At 67.0% G+C, this 24,807-nt stretch carries 25 protein-coding genes; 6 read left to right on the forward strand and 19 right to left on the reverse strand.

What is annotated here, in order from left to right; translation table 11 throughout:
* Positions 1-429 (forward strand): lipocalin-like domain-containing protein, encoded by a 429-nt coding sequence (locus ACWIGM_RS20555; RefSeq protein WP_454027800.1) that lies wholly within the window; start codon positions 1-3, stop codon positions 427-429.
* A 135-nt stretch (positions 430-564) separates the two neighbouring features.
* A complete protein-coding gene (locus tag ACWIGM_RS20560; protein ID WP_454027801.1) occupies positions 565-966 on the forward strand; it encodes a RidA family protein in 402 nt (133 codons plus the stop codon).
* Positions 967-1,008: 42 nt separating this feature from the next.
* Here ACWIGM_RS20560 and ACWIGM_RS20565 read toward each other — a convergent pair whose 3' ends face one another.
* The 14 genes from ACWIGM_RS20565 to ACWIGM_RS20630 form a co-directional block, all read right to left on the reverse strand.
* The gene (locus ACWIGM_RS20565; protein WP_454027802.1) at positions 1,009-1,968 is read right to left on the reverse strand and encodes an ABC transporter ATP-binding protein; all 960 of its coding nucleotides are present in this window, start codon (positions 1,966-1,968) and stop codon (positions 1,009-1,011) included.
* A 7-nt stretch (positions 1,969-1,975) separates the two neighbouring features.
* A complete protein-coding gene (locus ACWIGM_RS20570) occupies positions 1,976-2,995 on the reverse strand; it encodes an ABC transporter ATP-binding protein (protein ID WP_454027803.1) in 1,020 nt (339 codons plus the stop codon).
* 3 nt (positions 2,996-2,998) lie between these two features.
* A complete protein-coding gene (locus ACWIGM_RS20575; RefSeq protein ID WP_454027804.1) occupies positions 2,999-3,925 on the reverse strand; it encodes an ABC transporter permease in 927 nt (308 codons plus the stop codon).
* Positions 3,925-4,842, reverse strand: a complete 918-nt coding sequence (locus ACWIGM_RS20580) for an ABC transporter permease (RefSeq protein WP_152013297.1) — start codon at positions 4,840-4,842, stop codon at positions 3,925-3,927. Before ACWIGM_RS20580 ends, ACWIGM_RS20575 begins: the two co-directional genes overlap by 1 nt.
* A 57-nt stretch (positions 4,843-4,899) precedes the next feature.
* Complete coding sequence (locus tag ACWIGM_RS20585) at positions 4,900-6,444, reverse strand: ABC transporter substrate-binding protein (protein WP_454027805.1); 1,545 nt, start codon at positions 6,442-6,444, stop codon at positions 4,900-4,902.
* 238 nt (positions 6,445-6,682) lie between these two features.
* Positions 6,683-7,498, reverse strand: coding sequence for an alpha/beta fold hydrolase (locus ACWIGM_RS20590; RefSeq protein WP_454027806.1), 816 nt, complete (start codon positions 7,496-7,498; stop codon positions 6,683-6,685).
* 296 nt (positions 7,499-7,794) lie between these two features.
* Positions 7,795-8,949, reverse strand: coding sequence for an ABC transporter ATP-binding protein (locus ACWIGM_RS20595; protein ID WP_454027807.1), 1,155 nt, complete (start codon positions 8,947-8,949; stop codon positions 7,795-7,797).
* A 24-nt stretch (positions 8,950-8,973) separates the two neighbouring features.
* Positions 8,974-9,636, reverse strand: a complete 663-nt coding sequence (locus ACWIGM_RS20600) for a 3-oxoacid CoA-transferase subunit B (RefSeq protein WP_454027808.1) — start codon at positions 9,634-9,636, stop codon at positions 8,974-8,976.
* Positions 9,633-10,343, reverse strand: coding sequence for a 3-oxoacid CoA-transferase subunit A (locus ACWIGM_RS20605; RefSeq protein WP_454028033.1), 711 nt, complete (start codon positions 10,341-10,343; stop codon positions 9,633-9,635). Before ACWIGM_RS20605 ends, ACWIGM_RS20600 begins: the two co-directional genes overlap by 4 nt.
* A 22-nt stretch (positions 10,344-10,365) precedes the next feature.
* The gene (locus ACWIGM_RS20610; protein ID WP_454027809.1) at positions 10,366-11,157 is read right to left on the reverse strand and encodes an enoyl-CoA hydratase/isomerase family protein; all 792 of its coding nucleotides are present in this window, start codon (positions 11,155-11,157) and stop codon (positions 10,366-10,368) included.
* 151 nt (positions 11,158-11,308) lie between these two features.
* On the reverse strand, positions 11,309-12,673 hold the full coding sequence (locus ACWIGM_RS20615) for an MmgE/PrpD family protein (protein WP_454027810.1): 1,365 nt from the start codon (positions 12,671-12,673) through the stop codon (positions 11,309-11,311).
* Positions 12,674-12,754: 81 nt separating this feature from the next.
* Positions 12,755-13,141, reverse strand: a complete 387-nt coding sequence (locus tag ACWIGM_RS20620; protein ID WP_454027811.1) for a Zn-ribbon domain-containing OB-fold protein — start codon at positions 13,139-13,141, stop codon at positions 12,755-12,757.
* A gap of 6 nt (positions 13,142-13,147) precedes the next feature.
* Positions 13,148-14,317 (reverse strand): thiolase domain-containing protein, encoded by a 1,170-nt coding sequence (locus tag ACWIGM_RS20625; protein ID WP_454027812.1) that lies wholly within the window; start codon positions 14,315-14,317, stop codon positions 13,148-13,150.
* A complete protein-coding gene (locus ACWIGM_RS20630; RefSeq protein WP_454027813.1) occupies positions 14,314-14,979 on the reverse strand; it encodes a glutathione S-transferase N-terminal domain-containing protein in 666 nt (221 codons plus the stop codon). The genes ACWIGM_RS20625 and ACWIGM_RS20630 overlap by 4 nt, the downstream gene beginning before the upstream one ends.
* A 238-nt stretch (positions 14,980-15,217) precedes the next feature.
* Here ACWIGM_RS20630 and gcvA point away from each other — a divergent pair, with 238 nt between their 5' ends.
* Entirely contained in the window at positions 15,218-16,171 is a 954-nt protein-coding gene (gcvA, locus tag ACWIGM_RS20635) for a transcriptional regulator GcvA (RefSeq protein WP_454027814.1), read from the forward strand.
* Positions 16,172-16,190: 19 nt separating this feature from the next.
* Here gcvA and ACWIGM_RS20640 read toward each other — a convergent pair whose 3' ends face one another.
* Genes ACWIGM_RS20640 through ACWIGM_RS20660 form a run of 5 tightly spaced genes read right to left on the reverse strand, consistent with a single transcriptional unit; the run spans position 16,191 to position 20,721 of the window.
* Positions 16,191-17,333 carry a CaiB/BaiF CoA transferase family protein gene (locus tag ACWIGM_RS20640; RefSeq protein WP_454027815.1) on the reverse strand — a complete coding sequence of 381 codons (1,143 nt, stop codon included), beginning with the start codon at positions 17,331-17,333 and terminating at the stop codon, positions 16,191-16,193.
* Positions 17,333-18,355 (reverse strand): CoA transferase, encoded by a 1,023-nt coding sequence (locus tag ACWIGM_RS20645; protein WP_454027816.1) that lies wholly within the window; start codon positions 18,353-18,355, stop codon positions 17,333-17,335. Before ACWIGM_RS20645 ends, ACWIGM_RS20640 begins: the two co-directional genes overlap by 1 nt.
* Positions 18,356-18,400: 45 nt before the next feature.
* On the reverse strand, positions 18,401-19,132 hold the full coding sequence (locus ACWIGM_RS20650; RefSeq protein ID WP_454027817.1) for a dienelactone hydrolase family protein: 732 nt from the start codon (positions 19,130-19,132) through the stop codon (positions 18,401-18,403).
* A 26-nt stretch (positions 19,133-19,158) separates the two neighbouring features.
* Positions 19,159-19,557, reverse strand: coding sequence for a Zn-ribbon domain-containing OB-fold protein (locus tag ACWIGM_RS20655; RefSeq protein ID WP_454027818.1), 399 nt, complete (start codon positions 19,555-19,557; stop codon positions 19,159-19,161).
* A 3-nt stretch (positions 19,558-19,560) separates the two neighbouring features.
* Positions 19,561-20,721: a thiolase family protein gene (locus ACWIGM_RS20660; RefSeq protein WP_454027819.1), complete on the reverse strand. Its 1,161-nt coding sequence runs from the start codon at positions 20,719-20,721 to the stop codon at positions 19,561-19,563.
* A gap of 223 nt (positions 20,722-20,944) precedes the next feature.
* On the opposite strand from ACWIGM_RS20660, the gene ACWIGM_RS20665 reads away from it, so the two are divergent.
* From ACWIGM_RS20665 to ACWIGM_RS20675, 3 genes are all read left to right on the forward strand, one after another.
* Entirely contained in the window at positions 20,945-21,748 is an 804-nt protein-coding gene (locus ACWIGM_RS20665; protein WP_454027820.1) for an alpha/beta fold hydrolase, read from the forward strand.
* Positions 21,749-21,914: 166 nt separating this feature from the next.
* Positions 21,915-22,964: an ABC transporter substrate-binding protein gene (locus ACWIGM_RS20670; protein ID WP_454027821.1), complete on the forward strand. Its 1,050-nt coding sequence runs from the start codon at positions 21,915-21,917 to the stop codon at positions 22,962-22,964.
* Positions 22,961-24,715 carry an ABC transporter permease gene (locus ACWIGM_RS20675; protein ID WP_454027822.1) on the forward strand — a complete coding sequence of 585 codons (1,755 nt, stop codon included), beginning with the start codon at positions 22,961-22,963 and terminating at the stop codon, positions 24,713-24,715. Before ACWIGM_RS20670 ends, ACWIGM_RS20675 begins: the two co-directional genes overlap by 4 nt.
* The last annotated feature ends 92 nt before the right edge of the window (positions 24,716-24,807 follow it).

Here is a 24,807-nt window from a genome sequence, read left to right on the forward strand (position 1 = left end):
ATGATCCCTGAGGCCCTGATCTCGACCTGGCGGCTGAAATCCCACCGGCAGGAGCTGCCGGAGACCGGCGAGGTGCTCTATCCGCGAGGCGACAACCCACAGGGGCTGCTGACCTATACCGCCGACCGCCGCTTCTCGATCATCAACGCGCCTGAAGAACGGGCGCCGCCCAAGGGCCTCGGCCCGACCGACGAGGAAGCGCTCGCCCTGTTCAGGGGCCTGACCGCCTATGCCGGCCACTACTCGGTCTCCGGCGAGACCGTGACGCATCATGTCGAGGTCTCCTGGAACGAGGCCTGGTCCGGCACCGACCAGGTCCGCCGCTACAAACTCGAAGGCGATACCCTGACCATCATCGCCGGCCCCTCGCACAGCCCCTGGGACGGCCGGCTGACGATCTCGACGCTGATCTGGGATCGCGTGCGCTGATCCCGCGCTGAGCGGACCGATACATCACTGAACCACGCCCCGGCGGATCCGATGCTCCGCCAGGGTGATCAATCGCTGCTGCGCGTGAGCAGCGGCGCACGCATCGGCTTTTCGCGAAACGACAGGAGACGAGCGATGACCTCAGCCAACCTTCGTCACAACCCCGACGCCGTCGCGCCGCCAACGCAGAACCTCTACGCCCATGGCGTCGAGGTCCCGACGAATAGCCGCCAGCTCTATGTCGCCGGCCAGGTCGGCGTGCGTCGCGACGGCACGCTGCCGGCGACGCTGGAGGAACAGGTCGAGCAGTTGATGGCGAATTTCGAGGCGATCCTCGTCTCGGCCGGCATGGACTTCACCGATGTCGTGAAGATCACCGCCTACTGCCTGAAGCCGGCCGACATCATCACCTACGCCAATATCCGCAACCGCTATTTCAAGGGCAACCCGCCGGCCACGACCGCAGTCGTCGTCGCCGGGCTCGCTCTGTCGGAGTGGCTGATCGAAGCCGACCTCACGGCGGCCAAGCGCGACTGACGCAGCAACCAACGGCGGAGCGGCCGAAGGTTTGCTCCGCCGTCAGGCGTGGACGGGCTCGCGCAAAGGATAGTGGCAGGCGACGAGGCGCTCGCTTCCCGCAAGCTCGGGTACAACCTCGCGGCAGGCGGCGCTTGCGCGAACGCAGCGCGGATGGAAGGCGCAGCCGGCCGGCGGCGCGAGCGGGCTCGGGAACTCGCCCTTGAGGTGAAGCTCGGGCAGGCCGCGGCCGGGTTCCGGCGGCAGGATCGCCTGCATCAGCTCGCGTGTATAGGGATGGCGCGGCTCGGCGAAGACCGCCTCGGTCGGCCCGGCCTCGACGACCTTGCCGAGATACATCACCGCAACCCGGTCGGCGAGATGGCCGACCACGGCGAGGTTGTGGCTGATCAGCACGATGGTCAGCCGGAAGCTGCGGTGCAAACGGGCGAGCAGATTGAGGATCTGCGACTGCACGGAGACGTCGAGCGCCGAGGTCGGCTCGTCGCAGATCAGGATCTTGGGCTCGCCGATCAAAGCGCGGGCGATGGCGACGCGCTGGCGCTGCCCGCCCGAGAGCTGGCTTGGATAAGCGCCAGCGAGATAACGCGCCAGACCGACCGCATCCATGATCTCGTGGACGGCGGCGAGGCGCGAGCGGCCATTGCCGACGCCGCGTACTTCGAGCGGTGCCGCGATCGCGCCCGCCACCGTCATGCGCGGATTGAGCGAGGAATACGGGTCCTGGAAGATCGGCTGGATCAGCTTGGCGCGCTCGACCCGGCCATAGGCGCCGATCGGCTTGCCGCCGACCGTGATGCTGCCCGAGCTCGGCTCCTCGATGCCGAGCAGCAGCCGAGCCAGCGTGCTCTTGCCGCAGCCGGACTCGCCGACGATGGCGAGGATCTCGCCCTCCTCGACCGCAAGGTCGATGCCGCGCACCGCCTGCAGCACCCGCCCGCGGCGCAGGCCGGCGCTGACCTGATAGTTGCGCGTTGCGCCGGTGATTTCGAGCAGGCTCATCTTGTCCTCATGCGATGGCCGTCGCGGCGGCGAGCGGCGCGACCGGCTGGCGCGGCGCCTCGATCGGCAGCAGGCAGCGCAGCTGGCGCCCACCGGCGGCGTTGCGAAGAGGGACCGGCGACGCCGCGCAGGCTTCGTGGCGGAACTCGCAGCGATCGAGGAAGCCGCAGGCGGTCAGCGGCGCGATCGGGCGCGGGACGAGACCGGGGATATAACCGAGCGGCTGGCCGCGCCGCGTACGCCCCGGCACCGGGATCGAGCGCATCAGCCCGGCGGTGTAGGGATGGCGCGGGCTGCCGAGGACCTCGTCGGTGGTGCCGCTTTCGACGACTTCGCCGCCATACATCACCACCACGCGGTCGGCGAGGCCGGCGACGACGCCGATGTCGTGCGTGACCAGGATCAGCCCGACCCCGGTCTCCTTCTGCACATCGGCGAGCAGCCGCAGGATCTGCGCCTGGATGGTGACGTCGAGCGCCGTCGTCGGCTCGTCGGCGATGATCAACTCGGGCTCGCACAGCAGCGCCGTCGCGATCATCATGCGCTGACGCAGGCCGCCCGAGAGCTGGTGCGGGAACTGGTCGAGCCGGTCCTCCGGCGCGGGCACGCCGACCCTCTTGAGCAGTGCGACGATGCGCTCGCGCGCTTCGCCCCGCGAGACCGGGCGATGCTGGCGCAGGATCTCGGCCATCTGGTCGCCCATGCGATAGCAGGGATCGAAGGCCGTCATCGGGTCCTGGAAGATCATCGCGATGCGCTTGCCGCGGATCGCCTGCCAGCGCCGCCGGTCGAGCCCGAGCAGGGATTCGCCCTGGAAAGCCAGCCGCTCGGCCGAAAGCCGCGCGTTCTGCGGCTGCAGGCCCATCACGGCGAGCGAGGTCAGGCTCTTGCCGCAGCCGGATTCGCCGACGATGGCGACGGTCTCGCCACGCTCGACGGTGAGGTCGACGCTGCGGATCGGGCGTAGCAGCCCGTCATTGACGGGGATTTCCAGGCTGAGATTGCGGATTTCGAGCAAGGGCGCCATGGCTCAGGCCCTCCCCTCGGGCGAGAGGACATCACGCAGCGCATCGCCGAGGATGTTGATCGCCAGGATCAGCAGGATCAGCGCCGTGCCGGGAATGGCGATCAGCCAGGGCCGGAACAGGAACTGGCTCTTCGCTTCCGAGATCATCAGGCCCCAGGAGGTCAGCGGCGGCTGGATGCCGAGCCCGAGGAAGGTCAGCGTCGCCTCCATCAGGATGGCGCGGGCGAGCTCCAGCGTGCCGACGACGATCAGCGCGCTGGTGATGTTCGGCAAGATCTCGCGCATGAGGATGCGCGGCGTCGAGCTGCCGATGGCGCGCGCAGCGGTGACGAATTCGCGGCCGACGAGCTGCTGCGTCGCGGTGCGCGTCACGATCACCAGCCGGTCCCAGAGCAGGCCGCCGATCACCAGCACCAGCAGCGGCAGCGACTGGCCGAGCACGGCGACGGCGACGAGCGCGACGAGCACGACCGGCAGCGTCAGGCGAACGGTGAGCAGGAAGTTGACGAAGAGATCGACCCGCCCGCCCCAGTACCCAGCCGCGACGCCGAGCACCGTCCCGATCAGCCCGGAGATCAGCACGGTGGCGAAACCGACGAAGAGCGAGATGCGGGCGCCGTAGAGCAGCAGCGCGAGATAGTCGCGGCCGAGGTGGTCGGTACCAAGCGGATGCTGCCAGCTGCCCGTGCTGTTCCAGACCGGCGCGGCGAGGCGCCGGGCCAGATCCTGTGTGCCGGGATCATAGGGCGTCAGCAAAGGCGCGGCGATCGCGGCGAGGACGAAGACGGCCAGAACGACCCCGCCGAACCAGAAGCCGGGATGCCTGGCCATGCGCCGCAGCGCGATCTGGCCGGGCGTCGGCATCGGCTTGGCCGCGGGCGCCGCAGTTATTGGCGCCGATGCGCCATCGATGAGGCTGGTATCGGCCATCAGCTCGTCCGAATCCTGGGGTCGAGGGCAGCGTTCAGGAGATCGGCTGCGAGCGTCAGCACCGCATAGGTCGCGGCGATCACGAGCAGGATCGCCTGGATGACCTCGACGTCGTAGCGGCGGATCGAGAGCCAGGCGAGATTGCCGAGCCCGTTCATCGAGAACACCGCCTCGACCACGACCGAGCCGCCGAGCATGTAGCCGAACTGCACGGTCGCGACCGCCACCACCGGGATGATCGCGTGGCGCAGGCCATGGCGCAGCACGACGCGCCAGGGGCTGAGGCCATAGGCGCGGGCGGTGCGGACATGGTCGGATTTCAGCACGTCCATCATGCCGGAGCGGGTCAGGCGCATGATTGCCGGCGCCGCGTAATAGCCGAGCGCCACCGCCGGCAGGATGTAGTGCTGCCATGTCGCCGTGCCCGAGACCGGCAGCCAGCGCAGCATCACGCCGAAGCCGTAGATCAGTGCCAGCGAGGACAGGAAGGACGGCATCGCCTGCCCGGCCACCGCCAGAACCAGCGCGATCCGGTCGATGATCGTATTCGGCCAGAGCGCAGCGATGACGCCGAGCGGCACCGCGACCAGCAGCGCGAAGGCGAGCGCCAGCACGCCGAGCGTCGCAGTGATCGGGATATGCCGCGCCAGGACCGGCCCGACATCCTCTTTGAGATAGGTCGAGCGGCCGAAATCGCCGCTGACGAAGCGGCCGACCCAGTTCAGATACTGCTCATGGAACGGCCGGTCATAGCCATAGGCCTTGCGGATCTCGGCGATCTGCTCGGGCGAGGCGCGCTCGCCCGCCATCGCCACCGCCGGATCGCCGGAGAGATGGACGAGCGAGAAGGAGATGATCGAGACGACGATCAGAACGAGGACGGTGACCAGCAACCGCTTCAGGACAAAGGAACCCATTCCGCACTCCGTGCGGCGAGGCAGCCGGCCGGAGCCGGTCGCCCAGCCCGATGCCAGTTACTTCCAGCGCGCCAGATAGAAATGGGCGAGCTCGTCCGGGGTCACCGGATAGTCGAGGTCTTTGGTGTAGGCGTAGGCCCGGCCATAGGCGAAGAGCGGCACGCCATAGGCCTGGGCGTTGATCTTCTCCAGGGCCTTGGCGTAGAGCGCGCGGCGCTGCGCCGGATCCATCGTGCTATCGGCCTTCTCGATCCAGTCCCTGACCTCGGCGTCGCGGGCATAGTCGTCGGCGCCGAACTTGAAATAGAGACTGACCGAGGCGGAGGCGTCCTGCATGCCCTGCGAGCCCCAGGTCAGGTGGGCGAGCTCGGCCTTGCCGCCGATGATCAATGGCCGCAGCGCGACGTTCTGGATGAAGCGGAAATCGGGCTCGATACCGACGGCACGCAGATAGGCGAGCACCGCCTCCGAATAGGATTTGTCGCGATAGGCGTAGAAGGGAAGCTTGAGGCCCTTGGCATAGCCGGCCTCAGCCAGCAGCGCCTTGGCCTTGGCCGGGTCATAGGCATGCTGGGTGACGTCAGCGGTGCAGCCGACCTGCGTCGGATAGCACATCGACTTCAGCACCTCGGCCGAGTTGCCGACGAGCTTGGCGATCGCCTCCCGGTCGATGGCATGGAAGATCGCCTGGCGGACCCTGACATCCCTAAGCGGGGTATCGCCGGAGCGGCCGGCGGCATCGAACAGCAGGAAGGACATCCGCGTCGTCGGCGCGGTCTTGACGGTCACGCCCATTGACGAGAGCTGCGGCACGTTCTCGGGCGGCACGCCCCAGATCCAGTCGACCGTGCCCGCGAGCAGTTCGGCGAGCTGCGCCTCGTTGTCGGGAATCGTGCGGTAGACGATCTTGCCGATCTTCGGCTGCCCTTTCGGGCTTTCCTTGAAGTAATGGGGGTTCTTCACGAAGGTGGCGGACTGGCCGGCCTTGAAGTCCTTCATGATATAGGGGCCGGTGCAGACCGGCCGGACCGCACCCCAGTCGCGCCGGGTCTTGCCGCCGGCGGCGCTGACGACCGGCGCCTTGTCGTAATGGCCTGACGGATAGATCGCGGTGTTGCCCGAGAGGAATTCGAGCGCCGCCGGCGTCGGCGCCTTGGCGATGAAACGGACCTTGTGCGGATCGACGGCCTCGACGGCCTTGATCCAGTCGATCGCGAGGCGGACATTGATGCCGCTGTCGGCCGGCATCACATGGCGGAAGGTCGAGACCACGTCCTCGGCGTCGAGATCGCTGCCATCATGGAACTTGATGCCCTTACGCAGCTCGACCTCGAGCGTGACATCGTCGACCCAGCGATAGGACGCGGCCAGGAGCGGCTTGTATTCGCCGCTGGCGGGATCGCGATGGAACAGGGAATCGCAATTGAACATGGTCGCGATGACCACTTCGCGCAGACCCTGATAATAGATGTCGAAGGTGTCGATCTCGGTCGACGTCGCCCAGGTCAGCGTATCGTCGCTTTTTCCTGCCGTCGCCGGGGTCGTGAACGCTGCACAGGCCAGAACACTGCCGACGAACGCCGCCATCGAGCGTTTGAACATCGCGATCCTCCCTCGCGGCGCTCTGCATTCTTATCGAGGCCTCGGCGGGCCACAGGCGCCATTCCTTTAATTTTGCGCTTTCCGTTGAATCTGTCAATTCAGATTGCTGTTATAGCCAAATCAAATTCAAAAAATTGCCATCTCAGCGACACGAGAGAGGAAGCGCCACCCAACAATCCGAAACCGACCAAATCTCGGGAGCCAGGATCACCCGGCTCCCGAGATGGCCTTTTGGTGCTCAGGCGCTGTGCTTGCCGATGAAACCCAGCACCAGCTCGTTCCAGATCTCCGGTCGCTCCCAATAGGCGGAGTGGCCGCAATCCGGGATCAGGCTGAACTCGGCACCCTGGATGCGGGAATGGACCAGGCGCGCCATCGAAGGCGGCGTGTAGAGATCGCCATCGCCGGTCGTCACCAGAACCGGCATGCGCCAGGCGGCGATCGACTGCCAGGTCACGTTGTTCTCGTAGCCCTGGCTCTCCATCTTGCCCGCCTTCGACTTGTGCTCCAGTTCGTTCCAGAGGCGGCGGCCCTCCTGATCGATATGGCGATAGGACGGACCGAGCTCCTTGAAGTCATGCGGCAGGGCGTCGAACTCCTTCGGCCAGATCAGCTTGTAGATCGCCCGATAATCCTCGTCGCGGATGCCGACGATCGTGTTGGAGAGCACGAGGCTGCGCAGCCGCTGCGGATGCGACACGGCGAAATCGGTCGCGACCATGCCGCCGGCGGCCGAGCCGATGAGATGGAACTTCGTCAGCTTGAGATGGTCGACCAGCTTGAGCAGATCGCCGGCCCCGGTGCCGGGCTTGGCGGGATCGCCGACGACCGAGCCGTTGTAGCCGCGCCGGGAATAGCCGATGACGCGATAGCCGGCCTTGGCGAATACCGGCGTCTGGTAGAGCCAGACCAGCCCGCTGCCGGTGCCCGCATGCAGGAAGATCACCGGAACGCCGTCGCCGCCAGTGTCGAAATACCAGAGACTGTGCCCGTCCCCGACCTCGACCAGGCCTTCGGTCGCCTTGATCGGCGCCGGCGGCGGCACCGGCTTCACACCCTGATCGGCGGCCGGCGCAGCGTTCGCGCTGCTCGTCTGCGAGAATGCGAACGCAGCCAGGCCAAGGGCAGCGCCGGCTTGCAGAAGCCTCCGGCGCGGCGGGAGGTAATCTTGCGCGGCCTCCGCTGAGCCAGCTTTATTGTCAGAATTCATGACCACCCTCTTCTTGTTATGACAATCACGAAGGCAATCAACGCAGATTATTTATTCTTCATCCATGTCAATTTTCTCATCGAAAAGCGATCAAAACTCAAATCTGAAAAGCAACTCTGCGGTCGCAATACCTGCCCCGATCAGGCCGCCTCGGCCCTCGCCTCCGAAGCAAGGCCCAGCACGGCCTCGTCGCGCACGTCGAGGCAGACCGCGGTGCCGTTGTCGAACACCGTTTCGGCGCCGGCGCTGACCTGGAGCACGCCCCCTGCGACCCGCACGCGATAGCGCATCATGTTGCCGAGGAAGCCGGAGACCTCGACCGTGCCGGTGAGCCGGCTCGCCCCCTCCAACACCGGCTCCTGCGGCGAGCGCAGCACGAAGGCTTCCGGCCGGATCGAGACGGCGACCGGCTCGCCCACCGCGACGCCGCCCTGCAGCAGGCAGCCGACCTCGCCGGCCGCACCCAGGCTGACCCTGGCGACGCCGCGGCTGTCGGGCGGCGCGACGAGCGTGCCGTCGAGCAGGTTGGTCGCGCCGACGAAGCCGGCGACGAAACGATTGGCCGGCCGGAAATAGATCTCGCGCGGGTGATCGAGCTGGACGATCCGGCCGCGATCCATGACCGCGACAAGGTCGGACATTTCGAGCGCCTCGGCCTGGTCGTGCGTGACGTAGATGGTGGTGACGCCGACCTCCTGCTGCAGCCGCTTCAGCTCGGTGCGCATCTCCTCGCGCAGGGTCGCATCAAGATTGGAGAGCGGCTCGTCGAGCAGCAGCAGCTTGGGCTGGCGCACGATGGCGCGGGCGAGCGCGACGCGCTGCTGCTGCCCGCCGGAGAGGCGCGTCGCTGAGCGGCTGCCATAGCCGTCGAGACCAACCCGCTTCAAGGCGTCATTGGTCATCCGCTCGATCTGCGAGCGGTCGAAGCCGTGGTCCTTCGAGACGCGCAAGGGGAAGGCGACGTTCTCGAACACGCTCATATGCGGCCAGATCGCATAGGACTGGAAGACCATGCCGATATTGCGCCGGTTGAGCGGCACATTGACGCCGGCGGCATCGTCGAAGAGCGGCTGCGTGCCGACGCGGATCAGGCCGCGATCCGGCTGCTCCAGCCCGGCGATGCAGCGCAGGGTCGTGGTCTTGCCGCAACCGCTCGGCCCGAGCAGGGTGAAGAAGGTGCCGGGCTTCAGCGCGAACGCGACATCGCGGACGCCGCCGGCCGGGCCGTCCTGCGTATTGAAGAAGATCTTCTCGAGGCCCCGGACCTCGATCGCTGCGGTGGTGTCCGCCGTCATTGTCTTTCCTCCCGCGACACGCGTTCACCTCAACGAAAATGCGAGGGGCGCGCCGGTCAATTCCTGCAATCTGGCTTGCGTCATCCCCGGCGCCATCGCGCGCACCACGAAGCCGCCCTCGGTCACGTCGATGACCGCAAGATCCGAATAGATGCGGTTCACCGCCTTTGCCGCGGTCAGCGGATAGCGGCATTGCCGCACGAGCTTGGGCTCGCCCGCCTTGGTGACATGGGTGGTCATCACCCAGACATTGCGGGCGCCGGCGGCGAGGTCCATGGCGCCGCCGACCGCCGGCGTGCGATCGCTGCCGGAAGTCGACCAGTTGGCGAGGTCGCCGGTCTCGGCGATCTCGAAAGCGCCGAGGACGCACAGGTCGATATGGCCGCCGCGGATCATCGCGAAGCTGTCGGCATGATGGAAGAGCGCGGCGCCCGCCACCAGGGTGACGTTCTCCTTGCCGGCATTGACCAGCCAGGGATCGGCCTCGTTCGGGCCTGGCACCGGGCCCATGCCGAGGATGCCGTTCTCGGAATGCAGCACCACCTCGCGCCCGGCGGGAATATGGTCGGCGACCAAAGTCGGCAGGCCGATGCCGAGATTGACGTACCAGCCCTCTGCGATGTCGTTCGCGACGAGGCCAGCCATCTCCTTGCGGCTGAACGGGGTGTGATCCAGCGCAGCACTCATCGGGCGCCCTCCTTGCTGGCTGCCGTCGTCGTCGCCAAGGGCGGATCGCCGCCCGCGACCGTCAGCACGCGGTTCACGAAGATGCCGGGGGTGACGATGATGTCGGGATCGAGCTCGCCGAGCGGGACGACATTCGCGACCTGCGCGATGGTGAGCCTGCCCGCCATCGCCATGATCGGATTGAAGTTCTGGCCGCTGCCCTTGTAGGTCAGGTTGCCCCAGCGATCGGCGGTATAGGCCTGGATCAGCGCGACATCGGCGCCGAGCGCATATTCCAGAACATGATCGCGCCCGCCGATATTGCGGGTCTCCTTGCCCTCGGCGAGGCGCGTGCCCGCGCCGGTCGGCGTGTAGAAGGCGCCGATCCCGGCGCCGGCCGCCCTGATCCGCTCGGCCAGCGTGCCCTGCGGCACGACTTCGAGTTCGATCTCGCCCTTCTCATAGCGCGCATCGAAGGCGGTGGAGCCGCGCGGGAAGCTGCAGATCAGCTTGGAGACGGCGCCGCTGCCGATCAGCTTACCGAGGCCGGTCTGCGGTTCGAAGCCGGCATTGTTGGCGATCACCGTCAGATTGCGCACGCCGCTCAGCGCCAACGCGTCGATCAGCGCATTGGGCTGGCCAACCGCGCCGAAGCCGCCGACCAGAACGGAGGCGCCGTCGCCTATACCGCCCAGCGCCGCAGCCATGTCGGGAACCTGCTTGTCGATCATAGGCCTCTCGCTTCCAGTCTCAGCGCCCGGTGAAAACGGGCGGGCGTTTCTCGGCGAAGGCACGTCGACCCTCGGCCCTATCCTGCGTATCGCGCAGCATGCCCCAGACCAGCCGCTCCAATCGCAGCGCCTCGGGCAATGGCAGTTCGCCGCCGCTGCGGACGAGACGCTTGACCGCCCGGACCGAAAGCGGCGCATTCGCCGCGATCCTGGCGGCAAGCGCCTGCGCTTCCGCCAGCAGATCCGCAGCCGGAACGATCCGGCTGATCAGCCCGAGGCGCAACGCCTCCGGCGCATCGATCATGTCGCCCGAGAGCAGCATCAGCATCGCATCGCTCTGGCTAATGCTGCGCGGCAGGCGCTGCGTGCCGCCGGCGCCAGGGATCGTGCCGACCTTGACCTCCGGCAGGCCGAAGCGCGCCTGCGGCGCAGCAAGGCGGATGTCGCAGGCCAGGGCGAGCTCCAGCCCACCGCCGAGAGCCAGGCCATTGATCGCGGCGATCAGCGGCTTCTCGCAATCGAGCGCTGCGGCGAAGCTATGGTCTCCACCACCGGCGAAGGCCTGTGCCGCATAAGGGCCGGTGACCTCGGTGGTCTTCTTGAGGTCGGCGCCAGCGCTGAAAGCCCGCTCGCCGGCACCGGTCAGAACCACCGCCCGGATGCTGTCATCGCTCGCGATGCGCTCGAAACAGGCGACGAGCGCGGCGCCCGTCTCTGGGTCGATCGCGTTCAGCGCCTGCTGCCGGTCAAGCACGATGGTCGCGACATGACCGTCCTGGCTGAACTGGAGCGATGGGGTTTCGGGGACCATTCAGTCTCTCCGCCAAATCAAGCACTGACTGCCACCGAGGTAGGACCGACGGCATATCCGGTCAAACGAGTTAACCGCGCGGGCCGATGAGCTTTCCTCAATCGAAAGTCCGATGCGGCCGCTCTTTGCGGCCACTCGCCATCGCGATCGCTCAATGGTTGAGCGTTCCGACATTCGCGACATCGTCGAGCTTGATCAGGCTGGCGAAGAGCTTTTCCGCCTGCGGCTGGGCGAGCTGCTTGCCGCTGCAGGACCAGAATTTCTGCCAGAGCTCGGCTTCGCTCATCGGCCGCGTCCAGTGGCCGCGGGCATAATCGACGCTGGGGCTTTCGAGCACCCGGCCATCGGCGAGATGCAGGCGGACGCCGCCGCTGAAGCCGAGATTGGGTTGGGTGTCGGCCGGGATGCGGCTGTCGGCCACGGTCTCGACCGTCTTCATCAGCGCCTGGACTTCGGGGCGGCCGTGGAAGGCCTCTTCCAGTGCGTCGAAGGTTACGCGCCGTTCGAACAATGCCGCGACGACCGCCAGCGGCACGCTGTGCGAGGGCACGAAATGCAGCACCGAGGGCGATTTCGAGATCACCGCATACTGCGCGTCGCTGATCAGCAATTCGACCCGCGTGATTTCCTGCGGCCTGACGTCATGTGCGTTCGCAAGATCGAGCGCGCCATCCACGGCCCGCTGCGCGATATTGCCGAACGGGTACTGCTTGACGTTGATGCCGATGCTTTCGAGGCGCCAGGCGCGGCCGAGATCCGCGAGCGGGCTCTCCAGATCGACGGAGCCCTTGGGCGAGAGCGCGACCAGCATGCCGCGCCCGGAGCGTTCCAGCGCATCGGCCGGCGCCGACATGCCGGCCTCGGCAAGCTGCGCCGCGAGGACACCGCCAGCGGCACCGCGTCCGATCTGGAACGGGCCGACATCGGTGTCGAAACTCGCGGTGATGCCGCCCGACATCGAGGCGGCGATGCCGAGCGCGCGCAGCGTCGTCGCCTCGTCGAAACCGCGCAGATTGGCGAGCGCCAGCGCGACGGCTGCTGGACCGAAGCAGGCGGTGGCGTGCCAGCCCTTGCTCGAATAGCTGTCGGGATCGCGCTCGGCGAGCCGGGCCCAGGCTTCATAGCCGGCCGCATAGGCCTGGATGATCTGCTTGCCGCTGGCGCCGATCCGCTCGCCCTCGGCGAGCAGGGCCGGCATCAGCACGGTGCTGGTGTGGCAGCCGGCGAAGGCGACATCGTCGAAGACGACGCTGCTCGTCGTCACTGCGTTGACTAATGTCGCATCCGCGACCGAGGCCTTTTCGGCGCCGAGCTGGATGCGGGCTTCGTTCTTGACGCCTCGCGTGCCGAGGCTGGCCAGGACATGGCGGGAGACCGGCATGTCGATGCCGGAGAGCATGACGCCGACCGTGTCAGCCATGCCGATGCGGACGGCTTCGAGCGCCCGGGCCGGCAAATGCTCATAGCGCAAGCCCGAGGCGAAGCCGGCGAGTGAGCGTGACAGGGCTGTCGGCATGGTCGTTTCCTCTGATGTCGTTGTGGTCGCGCGCAGCGTGATCGAGCGCGCCCGCGAAATGGGGTCAGGCGCGGGGTCGCGTCAGGCGAGCCTGAACACCGGCAAAGTGATGCCGTCCTCGACCTGGTGGCCGAAGGCGATCTCGACGGGCTTGCCGATCGCGATGTCAGCGAAGTCGCTGCCGACGATGTTGGTCATCATGGTCGGCCCCTCCGCAAGGGTGACATAGGCGATGGCGAAGGGCTCCGCTGCCGTGCGGGCGATGCTGTAGGAATAGATCGTGCCCTGCCCGCTCGCCGGCCGCCATTCCGTCTCGGAGCTGGCGCAATGCGGGCAGATCGCCCGCGGATACCAGTGCGCCCGCTCGCAGGCACGGCAATGGCGCAGCTTGAAGCGGCCCTCGGCAAGCTCGCTCCAGAACGCCTTGGTCTCGGGCTGGTGATCCAGCGCCTCGCGCAGAACCGACATGGGCTTTTACTCCCGCTCCATGATGAGGGTGGCGCCGCCATGCCGGGTGCCGAGCATGCCGCCGGTGCCATGCGCCAGCGCGATGTCGCAATTGGCGACTTGAACGGCCGGATGCGCCTCGCCGCGCAATTGCCGGACGGCCTCGATGATCTTGGTGATGCCGCCGCGATTGAACGGGTGGTTGTTGCAGAGGCCCCCGCCATCGGTGTTGACCGGCAGGCGGCCGACTCCAGCGATCAGGTTGCCATCGGCGACGAAGCGGCCGCCCTCGCCCTTGACGCAGAAACCGAGATCCTCGAGCTGCACGATCACGGTGATGGTGAAGCTGTCATAGACCGAGGCGTATTTGACATCGGCGGGCGTCAAATTGGCCTCGGCGAAGGCGGCTGCGCCGCTGAAACGGCCGGCTGAATAGGTCAGGTCGATCGCGCCGCCGGCAGTATGCTTCACCGCTTCGCCCGCGCCGCGGATCTTGACCAGCGGGCGCTTCAGTTGGCGGGCGATCTCCGGCTTGGTCACGATGACGGCGCCGCCGCCATCCGAGACGATGCAGCAATCGAGCTTGTGCAGAGGGTCGGCGACCAGCGTCGAGTTCAGCACGTCGTCGACCGTGACGAGGTCGCGCAGCATCGCGTTGGGATTGTGCTGCGCGTGATGGGAGGCCGCGACCTTGACCCAGGCCAATTGCTCGGGGGTCGTGCCGAATTCGTGCATATGGCGCATCGCGCACATGGCGTAGACGTTGAGGATCGTCATGCCGAAGGGCGTTTCCCAGGCATAGTCCGGCTGGACCGGGCTGTCGGCCCGCTTCAGCCCGCCCTTGGGGACGCCCTCGCTGCGCGGCCGGCCGGCAAGCGTGACCAGCGCCACATCGCATTTCCCGGCGGCAATCGCCTGCGCTGCATGGTTGACGTGCAGGATGTAGGAGGCGCCGCCGATATTGGTGGAATCGGCGTGGCGGACCTTGAGATTGAGATAGTCGACCATCGAGAACGGGCCGGTGCCCGGCACGTCGCCACCGCAGAAATAGCCGTCAACATCGTCCTTGCTCAGCCCGGCATCAGCGAGCGCGCCGAGCGCGACCTCGGCATGGAGCTGCGCCAGCGACTTGTCCGGCGCCTTGCGCAGCGGATGCTCATAGGCGCCGACGATATAAGCTTGTCCGTTGATGCTCATGCCCGGCCCTTCTGGCGCGGCAGGGCGGAGCCGGCCGTCGCGAGTTCGTCGTAGTGCACCGTCGCGGCGACGGAGGGACGCTGCTGCGCCGTCTGCCACCACTGCGCCAGGCGCGGATAGCGCTCATGCCAGAGGAAATCCGGCGCGAAGCGGAAGTCGAGATAGCCGAGCGCCGCGACGATCGCGGCATGGCCGATATCGAAGGAAATCGCGTCAGCCGCCGCGGCCTCCGCCTCGAGCGCCCGGAAGATGTGCGGCAGCTTCTTGTGCACGGCGGCGATGCGCATGGCCGACTGCTCGCCCTGCCGGCGCGAGCGCTCGCCCAGCCAGTTGAGCAGCAGCCAGGAGAGCCCGTCGCCGAGGGCCTGACGCCGAAGCGCGGCGGTCCGCGCTTCGGGAGCTGCCGGGTGCAACCGGCCGTCGCCCCGCACGACGTCGAGATAATGGCAGATCGCCACGGAATCGTAGATCGCCTCGCCGCCCTCGGTGACCAGCGTCGGAATCTGGCCGAGCGGATTGAGCGCGAGCAGCGTGTCGTTCGGCTGGGTCGAGAGGATGACCATCGGCACGCGCTCGATCGCTTCGTTCAGGCCGACCTCGTGGACGACGACCAGGACCTTGCGGACGAAAGGCGAGCGCGGCGACCAGAAAAGCCTCATCATTTCGCCAGCCCAGGCTCAGGAAAAATCACATGAGACGGCATCGCCGCGAAATCCGGCCGCGGCACCCGCATCTGCATCGAAATCGGCTCGAAACCGAGGCAAAACATGCTTCATCCTGTTGATGATCCAAGCGATTTGATCCATCATCGCCAGTGACCCACAAGCAACGCGAAAAGCAGAAAATCGTCAATCGACTAAAAGGGAGGCCATTTGTGAGAAATCATCAAGCGTGTGAGATATGCTGCGTCGCCTGCCTCCGCTGAACGCGCTGCGCGCCTTCGAGGCTGCCGGCCGGCATGTCAGCTTCACCAAGGCCGCCGACGAGCTCTCGGTGACGCCGGGCGCGATCAGCCGGCAGATCAAGCTGCTGGAGGACGTGCTCGGGGTCGAATTGTTCGAGCGCACCGGCCGGGACCTGCGCATCTCCGCCGAGGCGAACGACTATGTCGCGGCGCTCGGCACCGCCTTCGACCAGATGGAGCGCGCCACCAAGCGGCTGATGGGTGCGCAGGGCGAAAGCTCGCTGCGGGTGCACTGCCCGATGACCTTCACCTTGCGCTGGCTCGTGCCGCGCCTGCCGCTGTTCCACCGCCTCTATCCGAAGCGGGAGATCCAGCTTGCGACTTCGCTCTCGCCGCGGCCGATCAACCAGCTCTCGATGGGCGATATCGACATCGCGATCCAGCAGGGCGACGGCGACTGGCCTGGGCTGGTCTCGCATCGCCTCGCCGGCAGCGCGCTGATCCCGGTATGCAGCCCGGCCTTCCTGGAGCGGCTCGGCCCCAAGATCGGCGTCGACATCCTCATCGAGCAGACCCTGCTGCACTCCACCGTCCGCCCGACTGACTGGCGCGAATGGCTCGATGCCGCCGGCGGCGAGCAGATCGAGAGCGACCGCGGCCTCTATTTCGAAAGCTCGACCCTCGCCTATCAATCGGCGATGGAAGGCATCGGCATGGCGATCGGGCAGATGGCGCTGGTGCTGGAGGACCTCAACGCCGGCCGGCTGGTCGCACCGTTCGACTTCATCCACGACAACGGCATTGCCTACTACCTCACCTATGTCGAGCATGCGGTGAAGAAGCCGGGCGTGGCCGAATTCCGCGACTGGATCCTCGGGCAATCGATCGAATACGAGGCCACAGTGCGCCATATGCGGCTGCCCGGCGGCGAAAGCCTGGTGCCGGCCTGAGCGGCTGGCACCCTTCGCCTCAGCGCGCAGTCTCGACGATCCCCGCCGCGGCGAAGCCGGCGATCTCGCTGCGGCTATAGCCGGCGATCTCGGCAAGCACGGCATAGGTCTGGGCGCCAACCTGCGGAGCCGGACGCTCGATCGCGAGCGGCGCCTCGTCGACCTGGAGCGGGAAGCCCTTGACGATCAGGCCGCGCTCGTCGCGCTGCAAAGCGTGCTGCCAGGCCTCGCCCCAATCGGCCATCATGCCGTTGCCGTCATTGACGATGGCGGCGGGCACACCGAACCCGACGAAGAAACTCACCGCTTCCGCAGCGGATCGTGCCGCGACGACCTTCCGAAGAGCGTCCGGACGATCGGAATCGCCAACAGCGAGCCCATCCGACAGCAGTAGCAGTGCGGAGGTCGGCACCGAGAGCGCGACCCAGATGCCATCGGCGGCGAGGAAACAATCCTGCAGCGGATAATGCGACTGGGCATTGCCCTGGCGGGTGACGGCCTCGCCTTGCGAGGCAGCGGCAAAGCGATCGCCAATCATGAAGGCGGCGAGATCGCGCTGCGACAGATCGAGATGGCTGCCGCCCTCGCCATTGCGCACCGAGCGCAGCGCGGTCGCGATCGCCCCGGCCGCGAACAGCGCGACGATCTGGTCGGGATAGTTGACGTCGCGACCGGAGACCTCGGGCTTGCCGCCGTCATAGCCGGTGACCCAGGCGAGACCGCTCAGCGCTTCCAGCGTCGAGCCATAGGAGACATGCCCGGCATCGGGGCCGGTCTCGCCCTGGCTCGAGATCGAGGCAAGGATGATGTCGGGATTGGCCTCGCGCAGCCGGGCGAAGCTCAGCCCAAGCCCTTCCATCACGCCGCGGCGGAAGTTCTCGACCACGACATCGGCGCGGCGCACCAGGCGTAGCAGGATCGCCTGTCCTTCCGGACGTTTGAGGTCGATGCTGATCGCGCGCTTGTTGCGGTTGGTGGCGCGAAACAGCGGCGGCATCGAACCCGGCTCGTCCTGCGCGCCCCAGGCGCGGAACGGATCGCGATAGGTCGGCGACTCCACCTTGATCACCTCGGCGCCGAAATCGGCGAGCAGCGCCGCTGTCGCGGCACCAGCGGTGATGATGCCGAGATCGAGAACACGGCAGCCTTCCAGCAGCTTCATCACGCCGCTCCCATCGCGATCTCGGCTCGGCGGGCCGCCGCCGGATCGAGCCAGACGAGCGGCAGGCGCGGCGCCTGCACGCCCGCATCGGCGCCAAGCGGCTCGAACAGGCCACGCGCCCGGTTATGCGGTTCGTCAAAGGCCTCGACCGGACTCCAAATCGGCCCGATCGGCAGACGGTGCTGCCGTGCCAGAGCATGAATCTCTCGGCGGGTCAGCGTCAGGAAGCGCCGCTCGATGATCGCCGCAAGCTCACCCAGATAGGCGAGCCGGCTGGCGCGCGTCGAAAAGCGCGGCTCATCCAGAGCAGGTTCCGCCAACGCCGTCTTCAATCGCAGCCAGTCAGGCTCCTGATAGACCAACACGGCATAGCCGTCGGCGCAGCGCAGCACCTGCCATTCGGCGGCGGCGCCGGTCCGGCCCGGCAGAACGTCGTAGCCCTCCAGCGGTACAGCCTTCCAGTTCAGCCAGACGAGGGTTTCGAGCAGGCTGGCCCGGATCGTGACGGGAACGCCTTGCGAGCGGGACGAGGCCAATGCCGCCGCCAGGCCGGCATAGGCGGAGAGGCCGAGGGCGAAGGCCTCCTGGTGGCCGCCGAGGCGCAAGGGCTCGCGCTGGGGATCGCCGACCATCGCCAGCAGCCCGGCCGAGGCCGCGGCGGTGAAGGCGCTGGACGGCCTGTCACTCTCGGCGAGGCGCCCGCCGAACAGGCTGAGCACCGCGGTGACAGGCGGCAGGCCCGCCCGCCCCCGCTCGCGCAGCACCGCGCCATCGACGAGCGCGACATCGGCACGGTCCAGCAGTTCGCCCTCGCCTTCGCTCGACAGCGTCTTGCCGTGCGACAGGAACAGCTCGGTGCTGGCTTCGAAGCCGCGGTCGCGCCCCTGCCGGCGGACCACGTCCGCACCGAGATCGGCGAGAATGCGCCCCGTCATGCCGGCGGCGAGCACGAGCGCATCATCGGCCGCGTCGGAGATCACCTCGGCGACGGTCAGGCCGGCATAGGGGCGCCGCGCCTTCATGGCCGCGTCCGATCGAGCATGCTGGGCGCTGCTGGGATCATGGGCTTATGCCAGCGTCCGCTTCCAGAGCGCGAAGAGCTTGGTCCAGGTCGCCTCGGCCGCTTCCGGCTGGTAGCAGCGGCCGGCGGTGAAGCAGTAGCCGTGCTCGCTGTCCGGGAAGACGTCGACATCATGCGTCACACTGGTCGCGGCGAGTGCTTCCTGCAGCGCGGCGATCGTCGCCGGCGGGGCGGCGCCGTCAGTCTCGGCGAAGGCGAAATAGAGCTCGCCCGGCACCTTCGCGACCAGTCTGTGCGGCGAGCCCTCGTCCTCGGTGACGAGGCCGACGCCATAGAGCGAGGCGGCCGAGGCGATGCGCGCGCCGAATTTCGCAGCGGCTGCGACGACATAGCGTCCGCTCATGCAGAAGCCGAGGCAGGAGACCTTCTGGGCATTAGCCTCGGCCTCACCGTCGAGAAAGGCGAGCATACCGGCGGTGTCGTCGGTGGTGCGCTCATTGTCGATCGAACGCATGCAGGCGCCGACCACGGCCGACATGCGCTCGTCGCGCCGCGGCAGGTCGAAGCGCACGGTGCCGATCCGGTAATAGAGATCGGGCAGCAGGCAGTAATAGCCGGCGCTCGCGATCCGGCGCGCCATATGGCGCAGCTCCTCGCGGATGCCAGGCGCGTCCATATAGAGGATGACGACCGGATAGGGCCCCACTCCGTCCGGCCTGACGGCGAAGGCCGGCATCCGGCCGTGCCGGGTAACGATGGAAACGTCTTTCTCGAACATGGTCTTCTCCGCGCGACGGCCCGCCGTCAGGGTTGCTCAGACAGCATGAAGGCGTGCTGCGTGCGATCAAGATGACGGCGATAGGCGAGCCTGACGCGCCGGCCGATCCACTCGCCCTCCGGCTCCGGGCCGATCAGGTTGGAGACGACGATCGGCCCCTCGTCGAGCCTGATGGCGACGGCGTTGTAGGGCGGCGGATGGTCGTCGAAATAGGCGCGGTGGAAGCGCACCCAGGACAGGATCTCGCCGCCACCCGACAAATCGGTCCAGCGATAATCGAGGCTGGTGCAGGCCGAACAGATCGGCCCCGGCGGATAGCGCAGCGTGCCGCAATGGCTACAGGACTGGAGCTGCATGCGCTCGCGGGAGAGGCTTTCCCACATCGGGGCGTCGTAGAGCGTGACGACGGGCTGGCTGTTCGCCATGGCTCAGGCTCCGTAGATGATCGAGATCGCCTTGCCGGCGACGTCGGAGCTGTAGTGGACGTGGCGGCAGCCCTCGACCTGATGGTCGCCAGCCTCGCCGCGGACCTGCCGGACCGCTTCGATCTGGTGGTTCCAGCCCTGCATGTAGCTTTCGGAGAGATGCCCGCCGCTGGTGTTCACCGGCAGGCCCTTGGCCAGCGAGATGCCGGTCTCGCGCATGAACTGGCCGGCCCCGCCGACCGGGCAATAGCCATAGCCTTCGAGCGCGAGCGGGATATGCAGCGAGAAGCTGTCATAGATCTGCAGCGCGTCCATGTCCTTTGGGCCGAGCGAGGCCATCTCGAAAACCTGGGCGGCGACCGCTTGTTGTGCCGGCAAATAATAATCGAGCAGGCGCGGCTCCAGGCTGGTGGCGCCGCGGTTGAGGTCGTAGCGGCCGACGCCCTTGATCGCGACCGGCGACCGGCCGACACGGCGCGCCTTGCCGGCTTCGGCGATGATCAGCGCGACGCCGCCATCGTTGATCAGGCAATAGTCGAAGAGATGCAGCGGCTCGCAGATGAAGGGCGAGGCGAGATAGTCCTCGATTGAGATCGGCTTGCGCATCAGGGCGCGCGGATTGCGCGAGGCGGCGAGACGCTGCGCCACCGCGACCTCGCCGAGCTCGGCTTCCGTCAGGCCGCGCTCATGCATATAGCGGCGCGCCATCATCGCATAGAGCGCGCCCTGCGAGGTGAAGCCCCAAGGCGCGTGGTAGACATAGGCGAGGAAGGCGCCGCCCCCCTGCGCATCCGGGCCGCCATAATTGACCTGCGCCGAGCGCTGGTCGTTGCCGTAGACCAGCGCAACGACCGAAGCGAGGCCGGCATGGATCGCCATGCAGGCTTCCATCACCGCCGTCATCGCATCGGCCTGCCCGCCCCAGCGGACATTGAGGCCGAGCAGCTCGCCGACGCGCTCATAGGCCGTGGTCGGCCCGACGATCAGCCCGTCGATCTCGTCGCGCGCGATGCCGGAATCGGCCAGCGCCGAGAGGAAGGCCTGCGCGCCATAGCCATAGGAATCATGCGGGCGCTCGCCGGCGCGAACCCGCTGGTGGTCGCCGATCCAATCGCTCTGGCCGATGCCGATCACCGAAGCGACCCCGGACAACGAACCCGTCATGCGGAAACCTCATTCTGACTTGCGCAAAAGCCTCGGCCGGATCGCCGGCGAGACTTCGGAGGTTTTTCGCAACGCCGGCGAAGGGTCAAACGACTTAACCGAAAGAGCGATTGAGCAATGCTCACAAGAGCCGATACCGCAGCATTCCTCAAACCCGGCTCAGTTTCCGTCGTTTGACGCCGGCTCGGGACAACGCCAAGGCTCGCAGCGGGAGGAGCCTTTCATGCCGAACCGCTGGATCGAGGCCAACGGCGTCCAATTGCGCTACGCGTTGGAGCCGGGGCCGCCTGCGACGATCGTGCTGCTGCACGAGATGGGCGGGATGCTGGAGAGCTGGGATGCGGTCGTGCCGCTGCTCACCCCCATCGCCAGTGTGCTGCGCTATGATCAGCGCGGTGCCGGACTGTCAGAAAAACCACCTGGTCCCTACACCGTCGCGCAGGCGGCCGATGACCTCGCCGCCCTGCTCGCTGCGCTCGCCATCACCGAACCTGTCGCCGTGGTCGGTGCTGCCGTCGGCTCCGCAGTAGCCGCCACCTTCGCGGTGCGCCATCCGCAGGCGATCGCAGCACTGGCGCTGCTCGCGCCGGCAACCGTGCTGGACGAGACCAAGCGGGCACGGACCGAGCAGCGGATCGCGGCGATCGAGCGCCTCGGCATCCGCCAGGCCTTCGCTGACGAAGCGGAAAAGCCGCGCTCCCGCTATGAGGAACTGCGCCTCGCTGCCGATCCGGCGGGGCTGGCCGCGACCTGGCGGATGCTGGCCGGGCTCGATCTCGACGCCGATCTGGCGGCGATACGCTGCCCGACCCTCGTCGCCGCCGGGCGCCACGATGCGGCGCGCCCGCCGAAGCATGTCGCGAGCGTTGCCGCCAAGATCACGGGAGCCGACTTCCTGGTGCTCGAGACCGGCCATGTCATGGCGACCGATACGCCGGAACTCACCGCCTCGACGCTCCGAGACTTTCTCGCCCGAACCGGTTTCGTGAGCGCCCGATCAGCGGGTGGTCAAGCCCCAGACCATTGAGAATTCCTCATACGCCTGTCTCGTTTACTCGTTTGACCGCTCAAGGCCGGGCAGGCAGTTTCCCTAGCGTGCTCCCCTCTCGACTTCAGGGAGCAGAACGGCGGCGTCAGACCGCCAGGAGCTCGAGCGCCGGCATCGGCGCAGCGTGAGGATTGGGAGGAAGGACATGCAGACCAGACGCGGCTTCATCGCCGGGGCGAGCACGCTCGCGCTATTGCCGACCGCGGGCCTGGCCCAGAGCCAGCCCGCCGCCGAGTTGATTGCCAAGGCCAAGGCCGAGCGCCAGCTCGTCTGGTACACCGGCATGGTGGTGAGCCAGGTCGTGCGCCCGCTCGCCGAGAAATTCCAGGCCAAATACGGCATTGAGGTCCGCTACGCGACGACCGGCGATTCCGACACGGTGCTGAAGATCACCAGCCAGGCGCGGGCCGGCAAGATGGAGGTCGACCTGTTCGACTCGCCCGGAACCTCGATCCCGCCGTTGAGCAAGGCCGGGCTGATCGAGCCCTTCGTGCCCAATGCGCTCGCCAAATATGCGCCGACCTTCAAGCCGCAGAGCCAGCTCTATTCCGGCATCTACGCGCTCTATCTGACGACGACCTACAATACCGATCTGGTCAAGGCGGCCGAAGCGCCCAAGACCTATGACGACCTGCTCGACCCGAAATGGCGCGGCAAGATGGTCTGGACCGATACCCGCGCCATCTCCGGACCGGCCGGCTTCATCGGCAATGTCCTCTCCGTGATGGGTCAGGACAAGGGCATGACCTATCTGCGCGAGCTCTCGAAGCAGAAGATCGTGCGCGAGCCCGGCAACCAGCGTGTCATCCTCGACAAGGTGATCTCCGGCCAATACGCGATCGGTCTGATGACCTATAACCATCACGCAGTGATCAGCCGGGCCAAGGAGGCCCCGATCGCCTGGGTCAAGATGGAGCCGCTCGTGGCCAATCTCGGCGTGATCGCGTTGGCCAAGGGCGCGCCGCACCCCAACGCCGCCAAGCTTTTCCTGGAATTCATGTTCTCCGATGACGGCCAGAAGATCATCGCCGAAGCCGGCTATCCGCCGGGCAATCCCGATGTGCCACCGAAGGATCCCTCGATCGGCCCGGTGACCGGCGGCTTCACCTCGACCCTGCTCGCACCGGAGATCTCCTCGCAGGAGAGCGAGCCGCTCGCGGGCTGGCTGAAGATCTACGACGAGCTGTTCAAATGACCGAAGTCATCGACGCTGCCGCGGCCCTGCCGCAGCAACGCCGCGCCGGGCTGGCCAAACGCCCGGCGCAGACCAATCTGCTAGCGCTGGCGATGCTGCTCGTCATCGCCAGCCTGGTGCTGCCGCCTGTCGTCACGCTCATCCAGAACAGCCTGTTCGTGATGAACCCGGACGGCTCGCACGGTGCGTTCACCCTCGACAACTTCACGCATCTGGTCGGCGAGAAGGGCATCCTTGCCAGCGGCTGGAATTCGATCCGGTTCGCGGCGCTGTCGACGCTGTTCTCGCTCGTCTTCGGCGCCTCGCTCGCCTGGGTGGTCGAGCGGACCGACGCGCCGCATCGCTCGCTTGCCTATCTGATGACGGTGGTGTCGCTCGGCATACCCTTGATCATCTATGTCCCGGCCTGGCTCTTCCTGCTCGGCCCGGTCGGTCCGTTCAACGAGCTCTACCGCAACCTCACCGGCAATGGCGGCAACCTGTTCACCGTCAACTCGATCGCCGGGATGGTCGCGATCGAGACGCTGGGGTGGCTGCCGATGTCGTTCCTGCTCTTCGCCGCGAGCTTCCGCACCGCCAATGCCGAACTGGAGGAAGCCGCGCGCATGAGCGGCGCCGGCATCCTGACCATGGTGCTGCGCGTCTCGATCCCGCTGGCGGCGCCGGCCGCGCTGGCGACGGGCCTGTTCATCTTCATCAAGACGCTGCAGGCCTTCGACGTACCGAAGCTCGTCGGCACCTCGGCCGGCATCAAGCTCCTGACCACCGACATCTATGACGACATCCGCGCCGCGGTGCCGCCCAAGGTCGGCCAGGCCAGCGCCTATTCGGTCGTGCTGACCGTGCTCGTCGCTGGCCTGATGTATCTCTACAGCCGCTTGTCCCTCAACGCCTCGCGTTTCGCCACGGTGACCGGCAAGGGTTTTCGCCCGCGCCCCTTGCCGCTCGGGCGGCTGCGCTGGCTCGGTGGCGCGCTGATCTGGGCCAATTGCATCGTCGTGCTGATGCTGCCGATCCTGACCCTGCTCTGGATCGCGCTGACGCCCTTCGTCCGACCGGTCCGGGTCGCGGCCTTCAAGTCGCTGACGCTCGACAATTTCAGGGTCGTGCTCGGCAGCCAGGGCTATTTCGAGCTGATCGTCAACACGCTGATCACGGCGGCCGCGGCGGCCAGCATCACGATGGCGCTGATGGTGGTCTGCGGTTGGCTCGTCGCGCGCCGCCAGGCCTTCCATGCCGTCACCGACCAATTGATCACCCTGCCGATGATTCTGCCCGGCATCGTGCTCAGCGTCGCGATGATGGATGTCGCGCTGCGCGCGCCCATCCCGCTCTATTCGACCCTAACGATCGTGGTGATCGCCTTCGTCGTCCATTTCCTGCCCTTCGGCATGCGCTACACCTATGGCGGCGTACTGCAGATCCACAAGGAGCTCGAGGAATCGGCCGGCGTCTGCGGCGCCTCGCCCGGCAAGATCCTGGTCAAGGTCGTGATGCCGCTGCTCTGGCCGGCGATCATGGCCGGCTGGGTCTTCATCTTCCTCAACGCTTCGCGCGACCTCTCGACGGCGATCATCCTCGCCGGCCCGGACACCAAGACCATCGCGGTCGCGATCTTCGATCGCGCCGTCAATGGCGAGCTCAGCGAAGTCGCTGCGCTCGGCCTGCTCTGGTCGCTGCTGATGAGCACGATCGCGACGGTCTTCTACCTGGTCATGAAGCGCCGCGGCACGATGATCTTCGGGGTGTGAGAGGCAGAGCGCGCCGCGGACCGGCGTGCCCGATCCCATCTCGGCACCGATCAGGCACGGCGTGTCGGCTGCCTTGTTGAGGCTGACGCCGC

The organism is Allobosea sp. NPDC055332 (genome assembly GCF_053645455.1).

What these genes read in the sequence shown, in the direction of transcription:
- ACWIGM_RS20625 (WP_454027812.1), bottom strand. Translation starts at nt 14,317, where the DNA reads ATGAGCATCAACGGACAAGCTTATATCGTCGGCGCCTATGAGCATCCG.
- ACWIGM_RS20655 (WP_454027818.1), bottom strand. Translation starts at nt 19,557, where the DNA reads ATGGCGAACAGCCAGCCCGTCGTCACGCTCTACGACGCCCCGATGTGG.
- ACWIGM_RS20570 (WP_454027803.1), bottom strand. Translation starts at nt 2,995, where the DNA reads ATGGCGCCCTTGCTCGAAATCCGCAATCTCAGCCTGGAAATCCCCGTC.
- ACWIGM_RS20645 (WP_454027816.1), bottom strand. Translation starts at nt 18,355, where the DNA reads ATGAAGGCGCGGCGCCCCTATGCCGGCCTGACCGTCGCCGAGGTGATC.
- ACWIGM_RS20565 (WP_454027802.1), bottom strand. Translation starts at nt 1,968, where the DNA reads ATGAGCCTGCTCGAAATCACCGGCGCAACGCGCAACTATCAGGTCAGC.
- ACWIGM_RS20620 (WP_454027811.1), bottom strand. Translation starts at nt 13,141, where the DNA reads ATGTCGGTTCTGCGCGAGGCGCTGGATCACCAGCCCGAGACCAAGGCG.
- ACWIGM_RS20580 (WP_152013297.1), bottom strand. Translation starts at nt 4,842, where the DNA reads ATGGGTTCCTTTGTCCTGAAGCGGTTGCTGGTCACCGTCCTCGTTCTG.
- ACWIGM_RS20575 (WP_454027804.1), bottom strand. Translation starts at nt 3,925, where the DNA reads ATGGCCGATACCAGCCTCATCGATGGCGCATCGGCGCCAATAACTGCG.
- ACWIGM_RS20665 (WP_454027820.1), top strand. Translation starts at nt 20,945, where the DNA reads ATGCCGAACCGCTGGATCGAGGCCAACGGCGTCCAATTGCGCTACGCG.
- ACWIGM_RS20610 (WP_454027809.1), bottom strand. Translation starts at nt 11,157, where the DNA reads ATGGTCCCCGAAACCCCATCGCTCCAGTTCAGCCAGGACGGTCATGTC.
- ACWIGM_RS20630 (WP_454027813.1), bottom strand. Translation starts at nt 14,979, where the DNA reads ATGATGAGGCTTTTCTGGTCGCCGCGCTCGCCTTTCGTCCGCAAGGTC.
- ACWIGM_RS20670 (WP_454027821.1), top strand. Translation starts at nt 21,915, where the DNA reads ATGCAGACCAGACGCGGCTTCATCGCCGGGGCGAGCACGCTCGCGCTA.
- ACWIGM_RS20660 (WP_454027819.1), bottom strand. Translation starts at nt 20,721, where the DNA reads ATGACGGGTTCGTTGTCCGGGGTCGCTTCGGTGATCGGCATCGGCCAG.
- ACWIGM_RS20560 (WP_454027801.1), top strand. Translation starts at nt 565, where the DNA reads ATGACCTCAGCCAACCTTCGTCACAACCCCGACGCCGTCGCGCCGCCA.
- ACWIGM_RS20650 (WP_454027817.1), bottom strand. Translation starts at nt 19,132, where the DNA reads ATGTTCGAGAAAGACGTTTCCATCGTTACCCGGCACGGCCGGATGCCG.
- ACWIGM_RS20675 (WP_454027822.1), top strand. Translation starts at nt 22,961, where the DNA reads ATGACCGAAGTCATCGACGCTGCCGCGGCCCTGCCGCAGCAACGCCGC.
- gcvA (WP_454027814.1), top strand. Translation starts at nt 15,218, where the DNA reads ATGCTGCGTCGCCTGCCTCCGCTGAACGCGCTGCGCGCCTTCGAGGCT.
- ACWIGM_RS20555 (WP_454027800.1), top strand. Translation starts at nt 1, where the DNA reads ATGATCCCTGAGGCCCTGATCTCGACCTGGCGGCTGAAATCCCACCGG.
- ACWIGM_RS20600 (WP_454027808.1), bottom strand. Translation starts at nt 9,636, where the DNA reads ATGAGTGCTGCGCTGGATCACACCCCGTTCAGCCGCAAGGAGATGGCT.
- ACWIGM_RS20640 (WP_454027815.1), bottom strand. Translation starts at nt 17,333, where the DNA reads ATGAAGCTGCTGGAAGGCTGCCGTGTTCTCGATCTCGGCATCATCACC.
- ACWIGM_RS20585 (WP_454027805.1), bottom strand. Translation starts at nt 6,444, where the DNA reads ATGTTCAAACGCTCGATGGCGGCGTTCGTCGGCAGTGTTCTGGCCTGT.
- ACWIGM_RS20595 (WP_454027807.1), bottom strand. Translation starts at nt 8,949, where the DNA reads ATGACGGCGGACACCACCGCAGCGATCGAGGTCCGGGGCCTCGAGAAG.
- ACWIGM_RS20615 (WP_454027810.1), bottom strand. Translation starts at nt 12,673, where the DNA reads ATGCCGACAGCCCTGTCACGCTCACTCGCCGGCTTCGCCTCGGGCTTG.